This is a genomic window from Synechococcales cyanobacterium CNB (assembly GCA_030263455.1).
Taxonomy (GTDB): Bacteria; Planctomycetota; Phycisphaerae; order Phycisphaerales; family UBA1924; genus CAADGN01.
Window position 1 is genome coordinate 1 of sequence record SZOZ01000016.1, and the last position, 20,952, is coordinate 20,952.

General features: G+C 69.5%; 17 protein-coding genes. 10 read left to right on the forward strand and 7 right to left on the reverse strand.

Annotation, left to right across the window (positions count from 1 at the left end):
* Positions 1 to 189 precede the first annotated feature (189 nt).
* The 3 genes from FBT69_13615 to FBT69_13625 form a co-directional block, all read right to left on the reverse strand.
* The gene (locus FBT69_13615; protein ID MDL1905827.1) at positions 190 to 831 is read right to left on the reverse strand and encodes a hypothetical protein; all 642 of its coding nucleotides are present in this window, start codon (positions 829 to 831) and stop codon (positions 190 to 192) included.
* Between the two features lie 238 nt (positions 832 to 1,069).
* Positions 1,070 to 3,778, reverse strand: coding sequence for an HAD family hydrolase (locus tag FBT69_13620; protein MDL1905828.1), 2,709 nt, complete (start codon positions 3,776 to 3,778; stop codon positions 1,070 to 1,072).
* Between the two features lie 16 nt (positions 3,779 to 3,794).
* The gene (locus tag FBT69_13625) at positions 3,795 to 5,372 is read right to left on the reverse strand and encodes an amine oxidase (protein ID MDL1905829.1); all 1,578 of its coding nucleotides are present in this window, start codon (positions 5,370 to 5,372) and stop codon (positions 3,795 to 3,797) included.
* 337 nt (positions 5,373 to 5,709) lie between these two features.
* On the opposite strand from FBT69_13625, the gene FBT69_13630 reads away from it, so the two are divergent.
* The gene (locus FBT69_13630; GenBank protein MDL1905830.1) at positions 5,710 to 6,546 is read left to right on the forward strand and encodes a helix-turn-helix transcriptional regulator; all 837 of its coding nucleotides are present in this window, start codon (positions 5,710 to 5,712) and stop codon (positions 6,544 to 6,546) included.
* Here the strand turns inward: FBT69_13630 and FBT69_13635 are convergent.
* Positions 6,527 to 6,931, reverse strand: a complete 405-nt coding sequence (locus FBT69_13635) for a hypothetical protein (protein MDL1905831.1) — start codon at positions 6,929 to 6,931, stop codon at positions 6,527 to 6,529. The two genes, FBT69_13630 and FBT69_13635, sit on opposite strands and share 20 nt — an antisense overlap.
* Positions 6,932 to 7,122: 191 nt before the next feature.
* Between FBT69_13635 and FBT69_13640 the strand changes: the two genes are divergently transcribed.
* Positions 7,123 to 8,328 (forward strand): hypothetical protein, encoded by a 1,206-nt coding sequence (locus tag FBT69_13640; GenBank protein ID MDL1905832.1) that lies wholly within the window; start codon positions 7,123 to 7,125, stop codon positions 8,326 to 8,328.
* Positions 8,325 to 9,200: an ROK family protein gene (locus FBT69_13645; GenBank protein ID MDL1905833.1), complete on the forward strand. Its 876-nt coding sequence runs from the start codon at positions 8,325 to 8,327 to the stop codon at positions 9,198 to 9,200. The genes FBT69_13640 and FBT69_13645 overlap by 4 nt, the downstream gene beginning before the upstream one ends.
* 36 nt (positions 9,201 to 9,236) lie before the next feature.
* On the opposite strand, the gene FBT69_13650 is transcribed toward FBT69_13645, so the two are convergent.
* Complete coding sequence (locus tag FBT69_13650; GenBank protein ID MDL1905834.1) at positions 9,237 to 9,668, reverse strand: YraN family protein; 432 nt, start codon at positions 9,666 to 9,668, stop codon at positions 9,237 to 9,239.
* A gap of 10 nt (positions 9,669 to 9,678) precedes the next feature.
* Complete coding sequence (locus tag FBT69_13655) at positions 9,679 to 10,959, reverse strand: hypothetical protein (protein ID MDL1905835.1); 1,281 nt, start codon at positions 10,957 to 10,959, stop codon at positions 9,679 to 9,681.
* Between the two features lie 94 nt (positions 10,960 to 11,053).
* Here FBT69_13655 and FBT69_13660 point away from each other — a divergent pair, with 94 nt between their 5' ends.
* The 7 genes from FBT69_13660 to FBT69_13690 all read left to right on the forward strand — a co-directional run bounded on the left by FBT69_13660 (position 11,054) and on the right by FBT69_13690 (position 20,568).
* On the forward strand, positions 11,054 to 11,560 hold the full coding sequence (locus FBT69_13660) for a DUF1844 domain-containing protein (GenBank protein MDL1905836.1): 507 nt from the start codon (positions 11,054 to 11,056) through the stop codon (positions 11,558 to 11,560).
* 148 nt (positions 11,561 to 11,708) lie between these two features.
* Positions 11,709 to 12,512 (forward strand): succinate dehydrogenase, encoded by an 804-nt coding sequence (locus tag FBT69_13665; GenBank protein MDL1905837.1) that lies wholly within the window; start codon positions 11,709 to 11,711, stop codon positions 12,510 to 12,512.
* 1 nt (position 12,513) lies between these two features.
* Positions 12,514 to 14,511, forward strand: a complete 1,998-nt coding sequence (gene sdhA / locus FBT69_13670) for a succinate dehydrogenase flavoprotein subunit (GenBank protein MDL1905838.1) — start codon at positions 12,514 to 12,516, stop codon at positions 14,509 to 14,511.
* Positions 14,512 to 14,517: 6 nt separating this feature from the next.
* Positions 14,518 to 15,060, forward strand: a complete 543-nt coding sequence (locus FBT69_13675; GenBank protein ID MDL1905839.1) for a hypothetical protein — start codon at positions 14,518 to 14,520, stop codon at positions 15,058 to 15,060.
* Positions 15,061 to 15,070: 10 nt separating this feature from the next.
* Positions 15,071 to 15,871: a succinate dehydrogenase iron-sulfur subunit gene (gene sdhB / locus FBT69_13680; protein MDL1905840.1), complete on the forward strand. Its 801-nt coding sequence runs from the start codon at positions 15,071 to 15,073 to the stop codon at positions 15,869 to 15,871.
* A gap of 298 nt (positions 15,872 to 16,169) precedes the next feature.
* Complete coding sequence (locus FBT69_13685; GenBank protein MDL1905841.1) at positions 16,170 to 18,317, forward strand: serine protein kinase; 2,148 nt, start codon at positions 16,170 to 16,172, stop codon at positions 18,315 to 18,317.
* Between the two features lie 214 nt (positions 18,318 to 18,531).
* The gene (locus FBT69_13690) at positions 18,532 to 20,568 is read left to right on the forward strand and encodes a hypothetical protein (protein ID MDL1905842.1); all 2,037 of its coding nucleotides are present in this window, start codon (positions 18,532 to 18,534) and stop codon (positions 20,566 to 20,568) included.
* Positions 20,569 to 20,636: 68 nt separating this feature from the next.
* On the opposite strand, the gene FBT69_13695 is transcribed toward FBT69_13690, so the two are convergent.
* Positions 20,637 to 20,912 carry a hypothetical protein gene (locus FBT69_13695; protein ID MDL1905843.1) on the reverse strand — a complete coding sequence of 92 codons (276 nt, stop codon included), beginning with the start codon at positions 20,910 to 20,912 and terminating at the stop codon, positions 20,637 to 20,639.
* Positions 20,913 to 20,952: the final 40 nt, after the last annotated feature.

A 20,952-nucleotide genomic window follows, 5' to 3' on the forward strand; every position in this document is an offset into this window, starting at 1 on the left:
GGGGGGGGCGTGGAGCCTTCGGCTTCGGAACTCGCCGGCGATGATGCGCACGGGTCCAGCAAACGCGGCCCGGCGCTGCGAGTCAAGGGCGGGCGTGACCGGGGGGCGGGTGGGCGTCGTCTCCTCCGTGCCCGGTGCGGGCGCACCCGGGCTGCGTGTCTCTCGTTCGACGGCCCGCCCGCCTCTCGGTCACTTGTTGAGCAGGTCGATCTGGTAGCGCAGGACGGGGGGCGCATCCAGGCCGGTGACGACTTTCCAGAACGGCTCGCCGTGGCCGTCCGTGTACCACGCGCGGAACTGACCGTGGCGGTTCTCGGCGTAGACGTCGAGAAGAGGACCGCCGACGTAGATCGTGCGCTGAATGATGAGCAGTTCGTCGCTCGCGTACTCCGCCTCCGCCGCCACGCCCGCCAGCGCGTCGGCCAGACGACCGAACAACTTGTGGTTCTCGCGGAGAAGCACGTCCGCGTCGTGCCAGACGAAGTAGCGGTACTTGCTCGCGGGGCGATGGCGGAACGTGTGCCGCGAACGCAGCAGGGCCGCGATCCCGCTCGAACCGTCGATGCGGCGTTCCAGCGGCACGCCCGGCAGGGCGCGTTCCAACTGGTAGCAGAAACTCTCCAGGTCGGTGACGTAGCGGCCGTAGAACGTGCAGACCTCGGTGTCGCGCTGCGCCCCAAGGAACTGGCTGAGGGCGGCGGCGAAGTGCACGCGCCGGCGCGGCACGCCGCTCCAGGCGACCAGATGATGCTCGTCGAGCATCTGGGTCACCATCGGCTCCCAGTCCACGGCGCGGAATGGGGACTCGGTATGGCGGGTCAGCGCACTCATGCCGCCTCGGCACGCCCCACGGACGGGGCCGCCCGGTATCCCAACGGGTCAGGCTCACCGGGGGAGGCACACGGGCGCACCCCCGGCCAGCGGCGGCACCCTCCTGCCGTCGCTGCTCGATGTGGAAATGTGCCCCAAGGAACGGCCCGTGCCACCCGCTCGGACGGTTTGTTTCATCCAGACCGCAGGAACCGCATATCTGAGCCCGGGGAATACCCCCGCTCATGGCCCCGCGCGATCAGAATCTCCCCCTCCGGCGCATCCGTCTGCGCCACCAGACCTTGTGCAGTTCCATCGCCACGAAGATCGTGAGGGCCAGTCCGGCCATGACGATCCAGACCTTGACGGGGAGCGGCCCGGCCCCGAGGACCGTGTTCAACCCGGGCGTGTGCATCGCCGCCACGTGGACCAGGAACGCCCCGGCCGTCGCCGCCAAGAGGATCGGGCTTCGCAGGGGGGACATCCGCAGGGCAGAGACGGTCTCCGATCGGCAGTTGCCGACGTGGACGTTCTCGAAGAGCACCATGAGCAGGAGAATCGCGTTGCGGGCCTCGGCCTCCGACCAGCCGAGGGCGAGCAGGTGGTTGAATACCGCGAACGCGGCGCACCCCATGACCGCCGCCGCCACCAGCGTCCGTTCGATCATCACCCGGTTGAAGATGCGTTCCCTCGGCGGTCGCGGCTCGCGCTCGAGGATGTCCCCCTCGCCCGGCTCGAAGGCGAGCGCGACGTGCTGGATGCCGTTCGTCACGAGGTTCAGCCAGAGCAGCTGCACGGGCAGCAGGGGCAAGGGCGTGCCCATGCCGACGGCGAGCAGCGCGAGCACAACCTCCGCTGCGCCCGTCGAGATGAGCAGGAAGACGCACTTGCGCACGTTGTCGTAGGCGATGCGTCCCTCCTCGACGCCGGCCACGATCGTCGCAAAGTTGTCGTCGGTGATGACGAGGTCGGCCGCGTCGCGGGCGACGTCCGTCCCGGCCCGCCCCATCGCCACGCCGATGTTCGCGGCCCGGAGCGCCGGCGCGTCGTTCACGCCGTCCCCCGTCACGGCGACGAAGTGCCCTGCCGCCTGCTCCGCCTTCACAACGTCGAGTTTCTGCTCCGGCGCGACGCGAGCGAAGACGCGCGCCCGCCGGATTGTCTCCGCCAGCGCCGCACCGTCGAGCCGTGCCAGTTCCGCCCCGGTGACCACCTGCGAAGCGTCCTCAGCAAGTCCGAGTTCGCGCGAGATGGCGAGCGCGGTCACGGGGTGGTCGCCGGTAACCATGCTGACCGTGATGCCCGCCGACCGGCACGCGCGCACCGCCTCCGCAACGCCCGGGCGGAGCGGGTCGATCATGCCGACGAACCCGAGCAGGCGCAGCCCGGCCGGCTCGGGAGGCGCGCGCGCAGGGTCGAGCGACGCCGGCGCTGCCCCCTCCGCGATCGCCAGCACGCGCATGCCGCGCCTGGCCATGTCCTCCGCCGTGCGGCGCAGACCCGCGGCCTCTGGCCCTCCCAGGTCCGCGCACATCTCGAGCACGCGCTCCGGCGCACCCTTCACGAACACCCTCGCTCCGCCCTCCGCCTCGTTGAATGTCGCCGCGTAGCGCCGTTCCGGCTCGAACGCGATGCGCGTAATCTCCGGGTGGCGGTCGAGGAGATCATCGCGCGAGGCGCCCAGTTTGTGCGCCAACGCGAGGAGGGCGACGTCCGTCGGGTCGCCGCGCCAGAGCCACCGCCCGTCATCGCGGTGCAGGTCCGCCTCGTTGCAGAGCGAGGCCGCGCGTGCCAACGCGTCCAGTTCGTCCCGGTCCACGGGGGCGGACCCCTCCGGAGGGACGGCCGCGCCATCGGGCACGAAGCCTTCGCCCGAGACAGCCAGCACGGCGCCCGAGGCGAGGCGCACCTCGCGGACGGTGAGTTCATTGCAGGTCAGCGTGCCGGTCTTGTCGCTGGCGATGAGCGTGCAGGAGCCGAGTCCCTCGACCGCGCCGAGCCGGCGCACCAGCACGCCGCGCGACGCCATGCGCCGGCTGGCGACCGTGAGCGCGACCGTGATCGCAACCGGCAGCCCCTCGGGGATCGCCGACACGGCGAGCGCGACGGCGAAGAACACCATTTCCGTCGGCGCGCGGTCCTGCCCGATGATCCCGATGATCGCCACGGCGAACGCCGCGATGACGACGGCGACGCCCACGACCTTGCTGAAGCGGTCGAGTCGCACGAGCAGCGGCGGCCTGCCCGCCTCCGCGCCGAGCATCTCGCTTGCCACGCGGCCGACCGCGGAGTCGGCGCCCGTCGCCACCACCACGCCGCGCCCGCGCCCGCGCACGATGGTCGAGCCGGCGTTGGCGATGTTGCGCCGATCGGCGACGGGCGTCCCCGGCTCGCCCGTCCACGCTGCGTCCTTGTGCACCGCAACGGACTCGCCCGTCAGCAGCGACTCGTCCGCCTCCAGCCCCGTCGCGTGGAAGAGCCGCAGGTCCGCGGGAACTCGGTTGCCCGATTCGAGTACGACGACGTCGCCCGGCACGACGTCGGCGGCCTCGATCTCGCGCACCTCGCCGTCGCGCACCACGGCTGCGCGCAGCGAGAGCAACCGCTGGAGTGCCTGCGTGCTGCGCTCGGCCCGCCACTCCTGGATCGTGCCGATGATGGCGTTCAGCACGACCACGGCGAAGATGAACCCGGCGTCGGTGTGCTCGCCGATCGCCACCGAGAGAGTGCCGGCTGCGATCAGCAGGTAGATGAGCGGGCTTGCGAACTGGCGTCCGACGATGCGCCACCACGCGGCCGCGCCGGCCAGGGGCACCTCGTTGGGCCCGAACTCACCGAGCCTGCGCGCCGCCTCGTCGCTCGTCAGCCCCTCGGGCGACGCCCCCAGCGCCTCGAACGCTCGCTCGGCGGACATCGCATGCCACGCACGCTCGACGGCAGACGACGGAACGCGCCCGTGCTCCGCCATCGCGACCTCCCGGCCTTCAGCCGTCGCGGCTCGTCACGCCCAGCTCCTCTTCCGAGAGCGAGGCCTCCTCGCGGTCGCCCGTGTCCGCGACGGGCTTCGGCTCGGCAAGCCGCTTCTCGCCCGAGCCGGCGTGCGCGGGGCGCTCGTGCGTCGCGGCTTCACGTCCGTCGGCGGTCGTCGCATAGACAAGGCCGATCGTCGTCTCAGCCTCGCCCAAGAGCAGCCTGTTCACGACCTCCACGCCCTGCATGAGCGTGTGGTCGGTGTTGCTCACCTCGTACTTCCACATGCCGAAGCGGCCGCGCGAGTAGATGCCGTGCGCCTCGAGCCACGGGATGACGACGCTCAGGACGTCGTCGCGGTCCACCGTGGGCGTCGGGTAGGAATATTCGACCCGCCTGTGCCAGACGCTCACGATGTCGTCTCGTTCGCCGGGTTCGAGCAGCCCGGCGTTCTCCAGGCCGCGGATCGTCTCCTCGACGATCGTGGCTTCGTTCACGGGCTTGAACTCGCTGAAACTGGTCTCGCACAGGAGCGAGTAGTACCGATCCGTGTCGGGCGTCATGTGCGGCGAGTAGTTCGAGAGGTACGTGACGCGGTAGAACGGGCAGTTGTCCTCGGGGAAGTACATCCAGCTCTTCGTGCTCGGGCACGGGCGACGGATGCCGACGCCGACCATGTGCCCGCCCGAGTGTCGCAGGCGTGAGGCGGCCTCGCGCACGCGCTCCGGCGCGCCGCGCACGATGTCCCGCGCCAGCACGTCGAGCGGGACGGCGGAGATGAGCGCGTCGTAGCGCTCCGCGCTGCCGTCGTCGAAGACGGCGGCGCGCGCGACGGGGTCGATCGAGACGAGCGACCGTCCGTAGCGGGCGTGCCCGCCGAGCGTCGCGCCGATGCGGCGGTAGAACTCGCCCGTGCCGCCGCGCAGCGGGTACTTGAAGCGGTTGTTCGGTCCCCAGCCGTAGTCGTCCTGCTCGAGGACGACGTTGCGGAGGGCGCGGTCCACGTCGAGCACGGCGACTCGCTCGCCGATCCAGGTCTTGTTCATCATCTCCGGCGCGTGCGCCCAGACCTTGAAGTTGTACGGGCGCATGAAGTGGCGTGCGATCCCCTCGCCGAAGACCGCGTCGATGAACTCGCCGAAGTTGCGGGCCTGCGAATGGTGGGCCACCGGGCCGCGCCCGGTCTGGGCCTTGATCAGACCGCTCAGGCACTCGAACGCAACCTCCTTGGGGAGGTAGCGGACGTTGTTCTGGAAGGGGTAGGGCACCCAGCGGCCCATCATGCGGACCCACGACTCGCGGTCGTTGAGCGTGAACTCGTCGCCCATCATGGCATCGAAACAGGCGTCGTAGTAGGCGTAGTGGCTGAACATGACGTGCCCGCCGACGTCCCAGGTGAAGCCCGCGTCATCGACGTAACTGCTGGCCAGACCGCCCGCGTGGTCATCGCGCTCGACCATCACGAAGTTTCGATGGCCGAGTTCGCGCAGGCGGTATCCCGCTCCCAGCCCGGTCGGCCCCGCGCCCACGATGAGTATCCGCGCGTCCGCGCCGAGCGTGCCCTGTTGTGTCGGCCTGTCGGTCCGGCTCATGCCGCGTGATCCCCCTGATCGGGTGGCCTTCCGCACCGCCGGGGGTGTCCCGCGACGACGGACGGGAAGGATATGCGCGAGATTCCGCGCCGGAATCCTGCGCGGGCAACCGGCGCACATTCGTGCGAGCGACCGCGGATATCGCGAGGAGTTTCCCACAGAACTGTGGGGAACGCAGGTGAAACACGCGGCGGCACGCGAGTTTCGGACATTCAGGACCGAATCGAACTCTGCTCGATCATGCACGGTATCAGCGTTCATTCGATATGGAGTTAGCCGATACACTCCGAGGGTACCGGGTGGCTGACATCGACCCCCTGTTTCCGGGAGGCCAACGATGCATCCGACCGCACCATCAGCCACGCCGATGCTGACCGCCATCGCGCGGATCGCGCAGGAGATCGAGCGACTGCCCGCCGTCGCCACGCCGGACTGGTGCGAGCGGGCCGCGGGGGTGCTGATCTCGCTCGGCGACTGCGCTGCCTGCGGGATCGTCAACATCGACCCGGTGGGGCGCATCGTTGCCCACCAGGCAGCGGGCGCGGCAGTGTCGGAAGAAACCGAACGAAGCGCCCTCGCCGTTTTGCGCTCGAACCTGCTCTCGCTCGCGGGCGTGGGGATCGACACCAGGCCCGCGTGGGACGGCCGTACCGTCTGCGGCGCTGCGGGTGAACTGGCCGGCGGCGAGGCGTGGCGCAGCGGACCGATCGGCGCGGTCTGGCACGGCGTCGAGGTCGGTGAGCCCGTCGTGGGCCTCGCTCCGGTGCTCGCCCCGCGCGGCAACGGCGCCCCGCTCGCGTCGCTGTATGCGCTGATCGCCCGGCATGGAGGCACGCCGCCGCGGCCGGAGTCCGCCGCGCTTCTGCGGGCCGCGCTCCCCCTGCTCGCCGAACGCGCCCGAGTTGCGCTGACCCCCGAGGGCGCATGGCTGACCACCAGGGAGCAGGAAGTCCTCGAGGCACTGACCCACGGCCTGAGCGTGCGTGAGATCGCCGAGGCGCTCTCGCGCAGCCCGCACACTGTCCACGATCACGTCAAGAGCCTGCACCGAAAGCTGAAGGCGCACACTCGGGGCGAACTCGTCGCCCGCGCGCTGGGCAGGCCGATGACCATCCGTGTGATGGAACGTCCCAAGGCAAACAAAGACGCATCGCTCAGCAATCGCGAAGGGTGAAGTACCGCTCCACGCGACAGACGCGCATCCAGTCGCGGACGACCTTGCCGCACCGAACCTCCACGGGGATGCCCGCGCGACGTGCCCGCTGCGCCACCGCCGACACCATCGCCACCGCCTTGGTGTCCGCGTGCGTCGCCCCGCTCAGGTCGATCAGCAGCCCGTCCGCGCCGAGGTCGATCGCGCGTCGGCACCGCGCGTACACGCCTTGGAGCGCATCGTCCCTGGTCAGGTCGCTCGGTCCGACAACGACCGCGCACCGCGACGACGCACACCGGAACGGCTCGGCCTTCGCCCGGCGAGCAGTCTTGCGCATCACACGATCGAAAAGGCTTGACCCCGATCCGGAATCACCGATGCTGTTGAAACCGATCGCCGCGCTCATGGCGCCACCCCTTTGCGCGTGCCAGGTTGCCGCCCCGGGTGCCACGCGTTCCACCGTGATACGCAACCGGGGCTTGAAGATAGCGGATGCGGCGCGCGGCGCGTGCCGGAAACTGCCGGATATTTCGCATGTAAGCGGCCGCTTGCGCACTCTCGGGCCTTGTCCGGCGGCGGTCGGTTACACTGCCCGCAATGAAGATTCTCCATTTTGTCATAAGCGTGCTCGTGCTGCTCGCCTTCGTGCCCGGGTGTGCGGCCGTCGCGCCCCGACAGCCCGCGCCAACAAGCGAGTTCCGGGGACTCTGGGTGACACGGTGGGACTACCGGACGCGCGAGGACGTCCGGCAGATCATGGCGAATGCAGCCGCGATCGCCACCACCGACGTTTTCTTCCAGGTGCGGGGCCAGGGGGACGCCTTCTACGAGAGCAGGCTCGAAGTGTGGGGGGGCGAACTTCTCGCCGACCGGCCCGCCGGCTCGACCTCGCCCGGGTTCGATCCGCTGGCGGAGGCGGTGCGGGAGGCACACCGGCGCGGCATGCGCATCCACGCCTGGATCAACGTCTTCCCCGTGTGGAAGGGCACGACGCCCCCAGCAAACCCGCGCCATCTCTATCACGCGCGCCCGCAGTGGAGGCTGCACGACGCCGAGGGCAAGGCGCAACCGTTGAATGACCATTACGTCATCCTCAACCCGGTGCTGCCCGAGGTGCACGACCACATCGTCGAGGTGTCGAGGGACATCGTGCGCCGCTACGCGGTGGACGGCCTGCACCTCGACTACGTCCGCTTCGTCGCCGACGCGATGGACGGCAGGACGCTCTACCCCGGCGATCCACGCTCGATCGAGATGTTCAGGGCCGCGACGGGGCGGCGCGGCGTGGAATCCACCGGCGACCGCGCCGCGTACCGCGAGTGGATCGCGTCGCGCATCACGGACCTGGTGCGCCGGATCGCCGCCGAGGCCGCGCTGGCACGCCCGGGTGTCGCGCTCACCGCTGCCGTCTGGCGACGCCCCGACCTGGCGCGCGAGCAGCAGTTGCAGCAGTCGGACGCCTGGCTGCGCGAGCGGACGCTCGCGAGGGCGATCCCGATGGTCTACACGACGGACGACCGCCAGTTCGCGGACGACCTGCGCGCGTGGCGCGACGCCGCGCCGGGGCGGCCGATCTCGCCGGGCGTCGGCTCGTTCCGGCACGGCCCGGGACAGACCCCACGGCAGATCGAACTCGCGGGGCTGGATCGCGGATACTGCCTCTTCGCGTACCACGCCTTCTTCGAGAGCGCGAACCCCGAGGAACCGAAGGACGCCGCGACGATCGCGAAGCGCAAGGCCCTGCGCGACGACCTGATCGCCTACCTGCGGCAGCGCGGCGTCATCGTCGAGAGCGAGCGATGATCGCGCTCGGCCTGGACGTCGGCGGCTCCAGCGTCAAGGCCGCGCTGCGGCGGGACGGATCGACGATCGCGCTCGCTCGCAGCGCGGCCTACGAACGCCCCGACGCCGAGCGGATCGCCGCTGCGCTTCGCGAGGCTGTCGATGCGCTCGGGCTGCCGCCGGACGAGTCTCCCGAGGCTGTGGGGATGTGCGTGCCCGGCGTGCGCGATCCCGGCTCGACCGTGGTCCGGGCCGCGCTGAACCTGCCTGGCTTGGTCGGCGCGGACCTGCGGAATCTGGCGGCGCGCTCGCTTGGTGTCGTGCCGGATTCGCTGCGACTGACCGTCACCACCGACGCGCACGCCGCCGCCATCGACGTGCAGCGGTCGCGTGGCATCGCCGGTCGCTTGCTGGCGATCTCGCTCGGCACAGGCGTCGGCGCGTGCGTGCTCGACGACGGACGGCCTCTCCGCTTGACGGGCGAAGGCCCCGGCCACCTCGGGCAGATCGACGTCACGCTCGACGACGCCCCGCCGCAAGGCCCCGACGGCGCACTCGGCACACTCGAGGCCTACGTCGGCCTGCCCGCGCTCGCACGCCGCCTCGGCCAGCAGCCGGAGAAGATCGCCGCGTCGCTCACGGAGAACGACCCCGCCGTTCGCGCGCTCGCCCGTGCCATCCGCATCGCGCACGCCATCTACCGACCCGACGAGGTGTGCCTCCTCGGCGGTGTCGGCATCGCGCTTCGCCCGGTGTTCGCCGCTCTGCGCCAGCGCATCGACACCGGCCTGACCACGCTCGCACGCGCTCCCTGGCGTCTCTCGGCCGGCGACGACCTCCATCACGCCGCACGCGGCGCGGCGCGGCTCGCCGCCGATCCCCAGACCGCCTGACGCCACTCCCGGCCAATCACGCTCTCGCACCCCCGATCAAACTCCCACGTAGTGCTTCATCCTCGGTGCGCCGAGACCTTCCCCTTCATTCCACGGCCAGTCGATGGCGACCACGTCGACTCGCACCGGCCGATCCGACCAGCCGTTCGCCCGGGCCAGCCCCCGCGCAATCGCGCCGAGCCTGCGCCGCTTGTCGGCGTTCACGGCGGCCTCCGCGGGGACCGTGTCCGACAGCCCGCCGCGCCCGCGCCGCAACCTGGTCTTGACCTCGACGATCACGACCGTTGTGCGATCCGGCGCGAGGCACACGATGTCCGCCTCGCCGCCGGCGACGCGCACGTTGCGCCCGAGCACGCGATACCCCGCCCGGCGCAGACGCCGCGCTGCCGCGCGCTCGCCGAGCCGGCCGAGCGCCGCCCGACCGGGCGGTTTGACGTCGCGCCAGCGGGCGAGCAGCCGCCGCAGCATGCCCTTGCCCTCAGTTCGCCCCGCCGGGCTGGTAGTACCAGACTTCCGCGACGTCGGCCAACCGCTTGACGACGTTGGCGAAGTCGTCCATGCCGGATCGGCGGATCAACTTGTAGAGATACTTCGTCTCTTCCTCTCGCAGCCGTCGCGAATACAGCTCCTCCTGGATGATGAGCTGCGCGTCGTACAGGCTCGTCGCCTCGCTGCGCACGTCCTTCAAGTACACCCAGTACGTGAACGCCCCGGCCTGGATCGGGCCCGCCCACGCCCCCGGCACCAGCCCGCGCGCGGCCTCGTTCAGCGCATCCAGCCCGAAGAACGTTTCCGCCTCGAACGGCCCCGACAGTTCACGCTCGACCGGGTCGCGGCGCTCGTTGATCTCCAGGTCCGCCACCTCTTCGAAGGGCGTGCCCTCGTCGAGCGCCCCGGTCACACGCCCGACGGCATCGGCGTCCGCTGTGCGCACGCGGATCTGCCTGAACACCGCCCGCAGGGGCGGGTTGAACACGCCTTCGTTGCGCTCGTAAACCAACCGGATGTCCCGCCACGGCACCTGCACGCGCGACGCGATCTCGCGCCGGAACTGCTCCTGGATCAGCACCAGTTGCTCGCGCTCGCGCCGCGCCTCTTCGAGCGTGATGCCGCGCTCCTCCGCGAGTTGCCGCTCGGCCAGCGTTCGGCTGCCCGCCGCCCCGCTCACGACGTCAGACTCGAACTTCTCCAGGAACGCCCGCAGCCCCTGCTTCTCCTGCGGCGTGAGCGACGCCCGCGCCTCGGCCAGCAGCAACTGGTCCTTCAGCTCGCTGCGAAGACGCTCGGCGATCTCGCTCTCCGCGAAGGCACGCCACTGCGTCCGCGGCAGCTCCGCCGACCGCGCCCGCAGCCGGTCGCCGATCTGCTCAAGCCACGCCCGCGCATAGATGGGTCGGCCGTTCAGGTCGCCAACCTTCGCGTCGACGAGATACCGCGCGCCGCCCGCCGGTGTCCGGCGCAGCATCGCGGCCGCCTCGTCGTACTCGCGCTCCGACGCCGGCTCGCTCCCCGGCAGGTCGTCGATGCCGATGACCCCCCCCTCGGCGACCTCTCGCGTCACCACCGTGAACTCGGGCGAGGCCTCGTGCGCCGGCTCGGGCGCCGTCGCTGCCGGCGCGGCGGCGCCGCCCGCGAACTCCTCGGCCCGTACCGTCCGAGACGACTGACCCAGCCCGATCGGCAGGTTCTTCTGTGCGCACCCGAACGCCACGCACGCCAGCGCACCCGCGACCGCAGCCCGCACCGCTCTCACTCGCACGACCGGAGCCTCCGTCCTCTCCCGCGCAGCCGGGCATCGCCCCGGTGCCGCGTCTACCATCCCCCGAAAGCATACCTGAAAGGGGCGACGCCCGATGCCCGACCCGGACCAGCCGAAGATCATTATTGTGGATTCCGACTGGAAATCGCAGGCCCAGGCGGAGAAGGACCGTCTCGCCGAGCAGGAGCGCGCCCGCGCCGCGGCCGCGCCGCAGCCGCGCCCCGCACCGGGCGCGGACCCGCACGCCGAACCGGAAGGGCCGATCTGCTTCGACGACCTGGTGCGCCTGCTCGCCACGCAGGCCCTCATGTACCTCGGCGCGTACCCCGACCCGCAGACCGGCCGCGCCATGGTCGCCCTCGACGTCGCCAAGGTCCACGTCGACCTGCTTGGCGTCCTCGAAGAGAAGACCCGCGGCAACCTGAACGAGGCCGAGCAGAAACTCCTCGCCGGCGTGCTCTACGAACTCCGCATGCAGTTCGCCGAAGTCGCCAAGGCCCTCGAACGCGCCGTCCGCGAAGGGCGCATCACCCCGGCCGCGGCGTCGCAGGCCGGCGCGGGCGCGAGCGCTCCGCCGCCCCCCGTGCCGCCGCTCTCCTGATCCGTCATATCCGGTTCGCACGATCCGCCACCCGGACGACTCGCGCCGCGTCGCCTGTTGCTCCTGTGCCATCTGGTCATTTGGCAACTTGTGCCTTGGCCACTACACTCCCACCCGCACTCCCGCGGCACAACGCAGGGCCTCACCCGTGGCACACCCCTGGTTCGAGCGGCACTACTTCCTGCTCCGGCGCCTCCACTCCCTCTCCGGCGTCATCCCCATCGGCGCGTTCCTCATCATCCACCTCACCACCAACGCCTCCATCGTCTGGGGACGCATCGACAGCGCACGCGGCGGCATCGGCACCTTCCAGCACGAGGTCCACTTCATCCACTCTCTCCCAGTCCTCCTCCTCACCGAGATCTTCGTCCTCTGGATCCCCATCGCCTTCCATTCCATCCTCGGCTTCTACTACGCCTTCTCCGGTCGGCCCAACGTCGATCGCTACCGATACCAGGCGAACCGTCGCTACGCCCTACAGCGGCTCACCGGCTACATCGGCTTCCTCTTCATCCTCTACCACGTCGCCACGCTGCGCTGGGGATGGACGTTCCTCGTCCCCGGCGGCACGCGATGGAGCCACGAGTACGCCGCCTCGACCCTCGCCGCAGCCATCCAGGGGGGTGAAGAGGGGATGACGCGCTGGGGACTGGCCGTCGCCGCGTTCTACATGTTCGGCGTCACCGCGCTGGTCTTCCATTTCGCCAACGGCCTCTGGACCGCCGCCATCACCTGGGGCATCACCATCTCGGCACAGGCCCAGAAGCGATGGGGCATGGTCTGCCTTGCGATCGGAGCAGGACTGATGGCGCTCGCCTGGTCCGCCGTCGTCGGCTTCGCCACGCTCGACCCGCGCGAAGCGAGGCTGGTCGAGGAAGAGGTTCTGCGGCAGCGCGGCGCGCTCGTCGAACCCGGCGATGCGATCCAAGCCGATGCGAGGGAGGAACGCTGAGATGTCCCAACCCCGCGTCATCGTCGTCGGCGGCGGGCTCGCCGGACTCGCCGCGACCGTCCGCATCGTCGAGCAGGGACTCCCCGTCGATCTCTTCTCGATGGTCCCCGTGAAACGTTCGCACTCCGTCTGCGCCCAGGGCGGCATCAACGCCTGCAACGACGTGGCGCGCCAGCAGGGCTACAGCGAGTACCAGCACTTCGACGAGACCATCTACGGCGGGGACTTCCTCGCCGACCAGCCGCCCGTCCTCGAGATGTGCAACTGGGCGCCGCGCATCATCGACCTGCTCGACCGCATGGGCGTCCCCTTCAACCGCACGTCGGAGGGCTTCCGCGACCTGCGGCTCTTCGGCGGCTCGCTCTTCAAACGCACGCACTTCGCGGGCGCGACCACCGGCCAGCAGCTCCTCTACGCCCTCGACGAGCAGGTCCGCCGCCACGAGACCGACGGCAGAGTCAACAAGTTCGAGTTCTGGGAGTTCCTGTGGCCCGTCGTCATCGGCGAGGGCGACGAACGCCGCTGCGTCGGCATCGTCGCCCAGGACATGCGCACCATGCAGGTACGCGCCTTCCGCGCCGAGGCCGTCGTCATGGCCGTCGGCGGCTGCGGCCTCATCTTCGGCAAGTCCACCAACTCCCTCATCTGCACCGGCGGCGCGGCAAGCCGCTGCTATCAGGCCGGCGCCTGGTACGCCAACGCCGAGATGATCCAGGTTCACCCCACCGCCATCCCCGGCGCGGACAAGTGCCGGCTCATGTCCGAGTCCGCTCGCGGCGAGGGCGGGCGCGTCTGGGTGCCCCGCAAACGCGGCGACAACCGCCCCCCGCGCGACATCCCCGAGAGCGAACGCTGGTACTTCCTCGAAGAGAAGTACCCGAAGTACGGCAATCTCGTCCCGCGCGACATCGCCAGCCGCGAAATCTTCGACGTCTGCGTCAACCAGGGCATGGGCGTCGGCGGCGAGAACCAGGTCTTCCTCGACCTCACCCACAAGGATCCCGAGTACCTCACCCGCAAGCTCGGCGGCATCCTCGAAATCTACGAGAAGTTCGTCGGCGATGACCCGCGCCACGCGCCCATGCGCATCTTCCCCTCCGTCCACTACTCCATGGGCGGCCTGTGGACGGGCTACACGCCCGGTTCCTACAGGCCCGCCGCGCCCGCCGGCGAGCACCGCGCGGGCGATGCCCCCCCCATCGACGCCACGCCCGGACGCGGCATGAAGCCCGGCGCGATCAACAACGCCATGACGAACATCCGCGGGCTGTACGCCTTCGGCGAGGTCAACTTCGCCTATCACGGCGCGACACGCCTCGGCGCCAACGCCCTCCTCTCCTGCATCTTCGACGGCCTCTTCTGCGGCACGTCCGTCGTCAACTACTGCCGCGACGACTCGACCCCACCCGCCGACACCGTGCCGCAGAGCGACTACGACGCCGTTGTGCGCCGAGAGGAGGTGAAGGCGAAGCGGCTGCTGGACTCCGTGCGGGCGGACCCCGCCGTCGATCCCGCCACGAATCCCTACATCATCGGGCGCGAACTCGGCGTGGAGATGACGGCGGCCAGCACCGTCGTCAAGACCGGGCCCCGGCTCGAACAATGCCTCCGCACGCTCGCCGAGCTGCGCGAACGCTACTCGCACCTCCGCCTCGCCGACGCCGCGGCATGGTCGAACCAGGCCCTCTCCTACGCCCGCGCCGTGGGCGACATGCTCATCCTCGCCGAGGTCATCGCCAAGGGCGGCCTGCTCCGGCGCGAGAGCCGCGGCTCGCACTTCCGCCTCGACTTCCCCGAGCGCGACGACGCGAACTTCCTGCGCACCAGCGTCGCCGAGTACCGACCCAACGCCGACTCGCCCGAGCGCGACCACCACGCCATCACCTTCGTCCCCGTCGATACCTCGCTCGTCCGCCCGCGCGCCCGCACCTACGGGCGCGTCGAGGGGCAGCCGAAGACAGCGCCATCAGCACGTACCACCGCGTCCGCCACTCGATAGGATGCCATGAGCCGCGCCCTGACCTTCAACGAGGAGATCGCCCTCGGCATGCTTTCCGAAGGCTCTCACCCGCTCGACGTCGCGGCCCGCGCCGCCGATGCGACCAACGCGCCGGTCACCGGCGGCGTCGCCGTCTTTCTCCACGGCTACCGGTGCACCACCGAGGATGTCGATCTCTTCGCCGACGATCCACAGAAGGCCGCCGCCGATGCGCTCCGCGCCGCCGGCGCGACGTGGGATGCGCACCGTCGCATGCACGCGCTTGACGGCGTGCCCATCCACCTCGTCACCGCAGTCGAGACCGGCTCCCGCCCCGACGCCATTGAGCAGCGCCACGGCGTCACCATCGTCAGCCTGCCGGACCTCATCCGATTCAAGCTTCACGCGGGACTCGACCGCCTCGACCGTACCCGCGATCTTGCAGACGTAGTCGAACTGATCCGCCGCGTCCCACTCGACAAGTCCTTCGCCGCCCGCCTGCCCGCCACCATGCGAGATCCGTTCAAGCGTCTTGTCGACGCCGTCCGTTCCGCCCCGCCTCATCCCTGACCCACCCGCCATGACTGCCACAGCCACCGCCAAGCGAACCGTCCGCCTCCGCATCCGACGCTGCGAGGGCCCTGGCAAACCCGCGCGCTGGGAGTCGTTCATGGTCCCGGTCGAGCCGGGCGCGAACGTCATCTCCTGCCTTCAGACCATCGCGGCCGACCCCGTTACCGAGGAAGGCCGCCGCACTACACCCGTCGTTTGGGACGCCAACTGCCTCGAAGAGGTCTGCGGCGCGTGCACCATGGTCATCAACGGTCGCGTGCGACAGAGCTGCTCCTGCCTCATCGATCAGGTCGCGCCACGCAACGGCGACACCATCACTCTCGAACCCATGTCGAAGTTTCCCGTCGTGCGAGACCTCTGGGTCGATCGCTCCCGGCTCTTCCACGCCCTCGCACGAGTCCGCGCCTGGGCGCCCATCGACGACACCTTCGACCGCGGCCCAGGCCCCCGCGAAACACCCGAAAAGCAAGCCCTCCGATACACGCTTTCCACCTGCATGTCCTGCGGCTGCTGCCTCGAAGCCTGTCCGCAGTTCCTCCTCGTCGAGGACGAGACGAAGTGGGACACCGCTTTCGTCGGCGCGCACGCCCTCAGCCAAGCCCGCCTCTTCAACGCCCATGAGACCGGCCGCACACTCAAGGGCGAACGCCTCGAAGCCCTCACCGGCCCCGGCGGCGTCTCCGACTGCGGCAACGCCCAGAACTGCGTCAAGGTCTGCCCGAAGGAGATCCCCCTCACGGAATCCATCGCCGACATCGGCCGCCAGACGACCCTCCACGCTCTCGCCCGCTGGTTCACCGGCCGCTGACCCCCGTATCGCCGGCCTGCCGGTCGAGGCTCGGGTCGGGGCATGATCGGGCGGATTTTGCCCGACCCGAACCCGACCGGGCCTCGTATCGAATCTATGGAGAGGGGTTCTGGTTCGGTCTTGTCCGTCGTGGCGGAACCGCCGATAGGACGAGTTGGTAGAGCGCAGGGACTGGCCCTCGGGCCGCCGCATGGAAGCGACGGGCCGACGCCGCAGGGCGTCGTCCGGGCATCGAAGTTCTGAGCCGTCGGCATCTCCCCGGAGTGGAGGGAGACGCCCGCCGGGGAGGAGGAACGCGATGTCCGAACTGCGCCATCCGTCATCCGATCATTCGAGCGAGAACGCGCGCGGCGCGGGACGCGAGCTGGCAGAACTGATCGCCTCGCGCGTCGATCGCGCCTCGCACCACGACCAGAACTGGACCGGCACGTTCTGGGATTACCTCGACCTCTGCGCCCAGAACCCGGCCGTCGCGCGCAACGCCTACCAGCGCCTCTACGACGCCATCCTCGCCCACGGCTTCGAGAAGTACCGCCTCTTCAAGCGCGACTGCATTCGCTACCACTTCTTCTCCGACCCCTTCGACCACGGGCAGGACGCCATCTTCGGCCTCGACTTCGCCCTCATGGAACTCGTCGACGTCCTCCGCTCCGCCGCCGAGGGATACGGCACCGACAAGCGCATCCTCCTCCTGCACGGCCCGGTCGGCTCCAGCAAGAGCACCATCGCGCGCCTCCTGAAGAAGGGCGTCGAGCACTACTCCCGCACGCCCGAAGGCGCGCTCTACTCGTTCTCCTGGCTCCTCGACGAGCGCTGCGAGGTCACGCCGCAGGAGGGCAACCACGCCGAGGCCGTCCGCACGCACGCCTTCCCCTCGCCGATGCACGAGGACCCGCTCGTGCTCGTCCCGCGCGAGGCCCGCGCCCCGCTGCTCGAACAACTCAACGCCCACTACCGCCCGCGCCACCACCACGGCAAGGTCCGCATCTACGGCGAGCCGGACCCCTTCAGCCGGCGCATCTACGACGACCTCATGCGCTTCTACGACGGCGATTGGCGCCGCGTCATGGAGCACGTCCGCGTCCGCCGCGTCGTGCTGAGCGAGAAGGACCGCGTCGGCATCGGCACCTTCCAGCCCAAGGACGAGAAGAACCAGGATTCCACCGAACTCACGGGCGACATCAACTACCGCAAGATCGCCCTCTACGGCAGCGACAGCGACCCGCGCGCCTTCAACTTCGACGGCGAACTCAACATCGCCAACCGCGGCGTCTGCGAGTTCATCGAGATCCTCAAGCTCGACGTCGCCTTCCTTTACGACCTGCTCGGCGCGACGCAGGAGCACACCATCAAGCCCAAGAAGTTCGCCCAGACCCACATCGACGAGGTCATCCTGGGGCACACCAACGAACCCGAGTACAAGCGCCTCCAGTCCAACGAGATGATGGAGGCCTTCCGCGATCGCACCATCAAGATCGACGTCCCCTACAACATCCGCCTCGACGACGAGATCCGCATCTACCAGAAGGACTTCGGACCGGAGCGCATCCGCAACGTCCACGTCGCCCCGCATACCCTGGAGGTCGCAGCCATGTGGGCCGTCCTCACGCGGCTCCAGGAACCCAAGAAGGCCGGACTCTCCCTCCTCCAGAAGATGAAGCTCTACAACGGGCGCAGCATCCCCGGCTTCACCGAGGACGCCGTCAAGGAACTCAAGGAAGAAGCCACCCGCGAGGGCATGACCGGCATCAGCCCCCGCTACATCCAGGACAAGATCAGCAACGCCCTCGTCAGCCGCCAGGCCCTCGAGGAGAAGTGCATCAACCCGTTCATGGTGCTCAACGAACTCGAGGGCGGCCTGAGCCACCACTCCCTCATCACCGACGAGGAGACCCGCAAACGCTACCGCGAGCTCCTCTCCGTCGTGAAGGAGGAGTACGAGGACGTCATCAAGGCCGAGGTCCAGCGGGCCATCAGCGCGGACGAAGAGGCCATCAAGCGCCTCTGTGCCAACTACATCGAGAACGTGCGCGCCTACACCCAGAAGGAGCGCGTCCTCAACAAGTACACCGGCAAGTACGACGAACCGGACGAGCGCCTCATGCGCTCCATCGAGGATAAGATCGACGTCCCCGAGAGCCGAAAGGACGACTTCCGACAGGAGATCATGAACTACATCGGCGCCCTCGCCCTCGACGGCAAGAAGTTCGAGTACAACACCAACGCCCGCCTCTACAAGGCACTCGAACTCAAGCTCTTCGAGGACCAACGCGACACCATCAAGCTCAAGAACCTCGTCTCCTCCGTCGTCGACGACGAGACGCAGCAGAAGATCGACGTCGTCAAGCAGCGCCTCATCAAGCAGTTTGGCTACAACGAGACGAGCGCCACGGACGTGCTCAACTACGTCGCGAGCATCTTCGCGCGGGGGGACGCGAAGAAGTAGACCGGACACCCCGGCCCGAGGCCGCGCCGACCGCAAGCTTCCAATGATGGAGTTGCCGACTCCGCATATCCGCATATCCGCAGATCGATGCCGCTCCTCTCGATCAGGCGCGTTCGCGTTGTGCCGCACGCGGTTCGCGTGTAGCCTGATCTGACGCGACCGCGCGACCTACCCCTGCCGCGGCGCGCCACGCTTCCGCCGCAAGGAGCCGATCATGCGCCGGTCATGCATCCTGTTGACGATCGTCATCGCCTGCGCGGGCACGCACGCTCCCGGCCAGGACGCCGGCACGATCGATCCGACGCCCGTTCCGCGCCTCGAACCTCCCTCGCACGAGGCGCGCCTCGTCTACGAGGGTCAGCTCGTCTGGCTGGGCGCGCCCGTCGACGGAGACGTGGACTTCCTTCTCTGGGCTTTCGACCGTCCCGTCGCGGGCACCCTCATCGACGGACCCGCGGCCTACGACCTGGTGCCCGTCCGCGAGGGATGGTTCCGGCTCGAACTCCCCCCAACGCTGCTCTCCCATGGCGTCGGATTCGTCTGGCTTGAAGTCGCGGTGCGCTGGCCCTCCGGTCAGGGGGAGTACGCGCTCCTCGACGGGCGGCAGCGGTTCGACACCTCCTCGGTCGCGTTCGTCCGGCGCGAGACCGCTGACACCGATTCCCAGGACAAGTCGCGCGATGCGCGGGAGCCTCAACCCACACACCACCTCGGGCCGTCCCGGCCAGCCGTCCCGGTCGCGCTCGCCCGTCCCGGCGAAAGCAATACCTCAACCGGCAGCGCAAGGCACGGCGGGGAACGATCCACCGAACACCTCGCCGACCGCGGCGGGAGTGGTTCCGACGGCGGCGGCCGCGCGTGCGACTGGACCATCAGCGGCAACACCATCTACTACTTGTGCGGGAACGTCGGCATCGGCACCCCGAACCCGCTGCGCCCCTTGCACGTCGTGACGCTCGGGCCGGTCGCCATCCTGGCGGAAAGCACCAACATCGCCGCCGACCAGTTCTACTACGGCATCTGGGGGCAGACCGCATCGCCGAACGGTCGAGGGGTGCTCGGCGTCGCAACCGCCACATCCGGAAGCACCTACGGCGTGTTCGGACGCAGCGACAGTTCGAGCGGCCGCGGGGTCTACGGCCTCGCCAGTGCTCCCGCCGGCACGACCACGGGCGTCTACGGCGAGAGCATGAGCCAGAACGGACGCGGCGTCTTCGGCATCGCCAGAAAGACCAGTGGCACGAACTACGGCGTCTGGGGAGAGTCCGCCTCCACGACCGGGCGCGGCGTGCTGGGCTATGCCACCGCGACCACGGGCGGCGCCTACGGCGTGTTCGGACGCAGCGACAGCACCAGCGGCCGAGGTGTCTACGGGATCGCCACACGCACCACCGGCGTCGCCCACGGCGTCGTGGGACAGACCAACAGCGGCCAGGGCGCGGGTGTCTACGGCTTCTCCACGAGCACATCCGGCGCCACCGGCGTTCTCGGCAAGGTCGGAGACGCCGGCGCCGCCTACGGCGTCTACGGAATCGCCGAGGGCACGCACGGAACCGCCGTCTTCGGCCACTCAACCGTTCTCAGTGGGCTTGCCTACGGCGTCGCGGGACGCGCCGACAGCACCGCGGGCATCGCTCTCTCAGGCCATGCCAGCGCGTCAACGGGCGCCACCATGGGCGTCCTCGCCATCTGCACCAGCACGAGCTCTGGCGCACGAGGCCTCTACGCCGTCGCCTCCGCGCCTGCCGTCGCCATATATGCCGAGGGCAACTCCGTCACGACCGGCACCAAGTCATTCGAGATCGACCATCCACTCGACCCCGCCAACAAGTTCCTGCGCCACTACTGCACTGAAGGCCCCGAACCCGTCAACGCCTACACCGGCAACGTCATTCTCGACGATAGCGGACAGGCGTGGGTGGACCTCCCCGACTACTTCGAGGCCATCAACCGTGACTTCCGCTACCAACTGACACCCATCGGCGCCCCGGCTCCCATGCTCTACGTCGCCGACGAAGTCCGCGACAACCGATTCCGAATCGCCGGCGGCCCCCCCGGCCTGAAGGTCTCCTGGCGCATCGACGCCACCCGCAACGACGCCTACCTCCGCGCATACGGCGCGCCGACCGAGATCGACAAGACCCCCGAGCTACAGGGCAGATACCTCCACCCGGAACTCCTCGGCCTGCCGGCAGACACCGGGATCCACCACGCCACGAAGTCCTTCACCTCTCGTCTCCCATCGCCGTAGTCCACGCATACGAACGATCACCACGCCCTCCGTTCTCGGGCGCAACCCGGCTCGCCCACAGCCCCTCATCACGCCACCGTGTCCGAGAAGCCCAGGTCCGGCACGCTCGCGAACGCGATCCCGCCCGTCGCGCTCGCTCGCCCCCCCTGCATCGACGCGGTGTAGACCGTTAGTCGGCCGTGCCGCGCGTTCACACGGTCGATCGCACGCGCCAGCGAGCGCCGCCGCTCCTCCTCCGGGAAGAGCGGCATCGTCGTCTCCGCCGTCGCGCCCAGTCCTGCCAGCGTCACGCCCGCCCTTGACTCGCAGCGCCGGGCCGCGTTTGCTGGACCCGTGCGCATCATCGCCGGCGAGTTCCGAAGCCGAAGGCTCCACGCCCCCCCC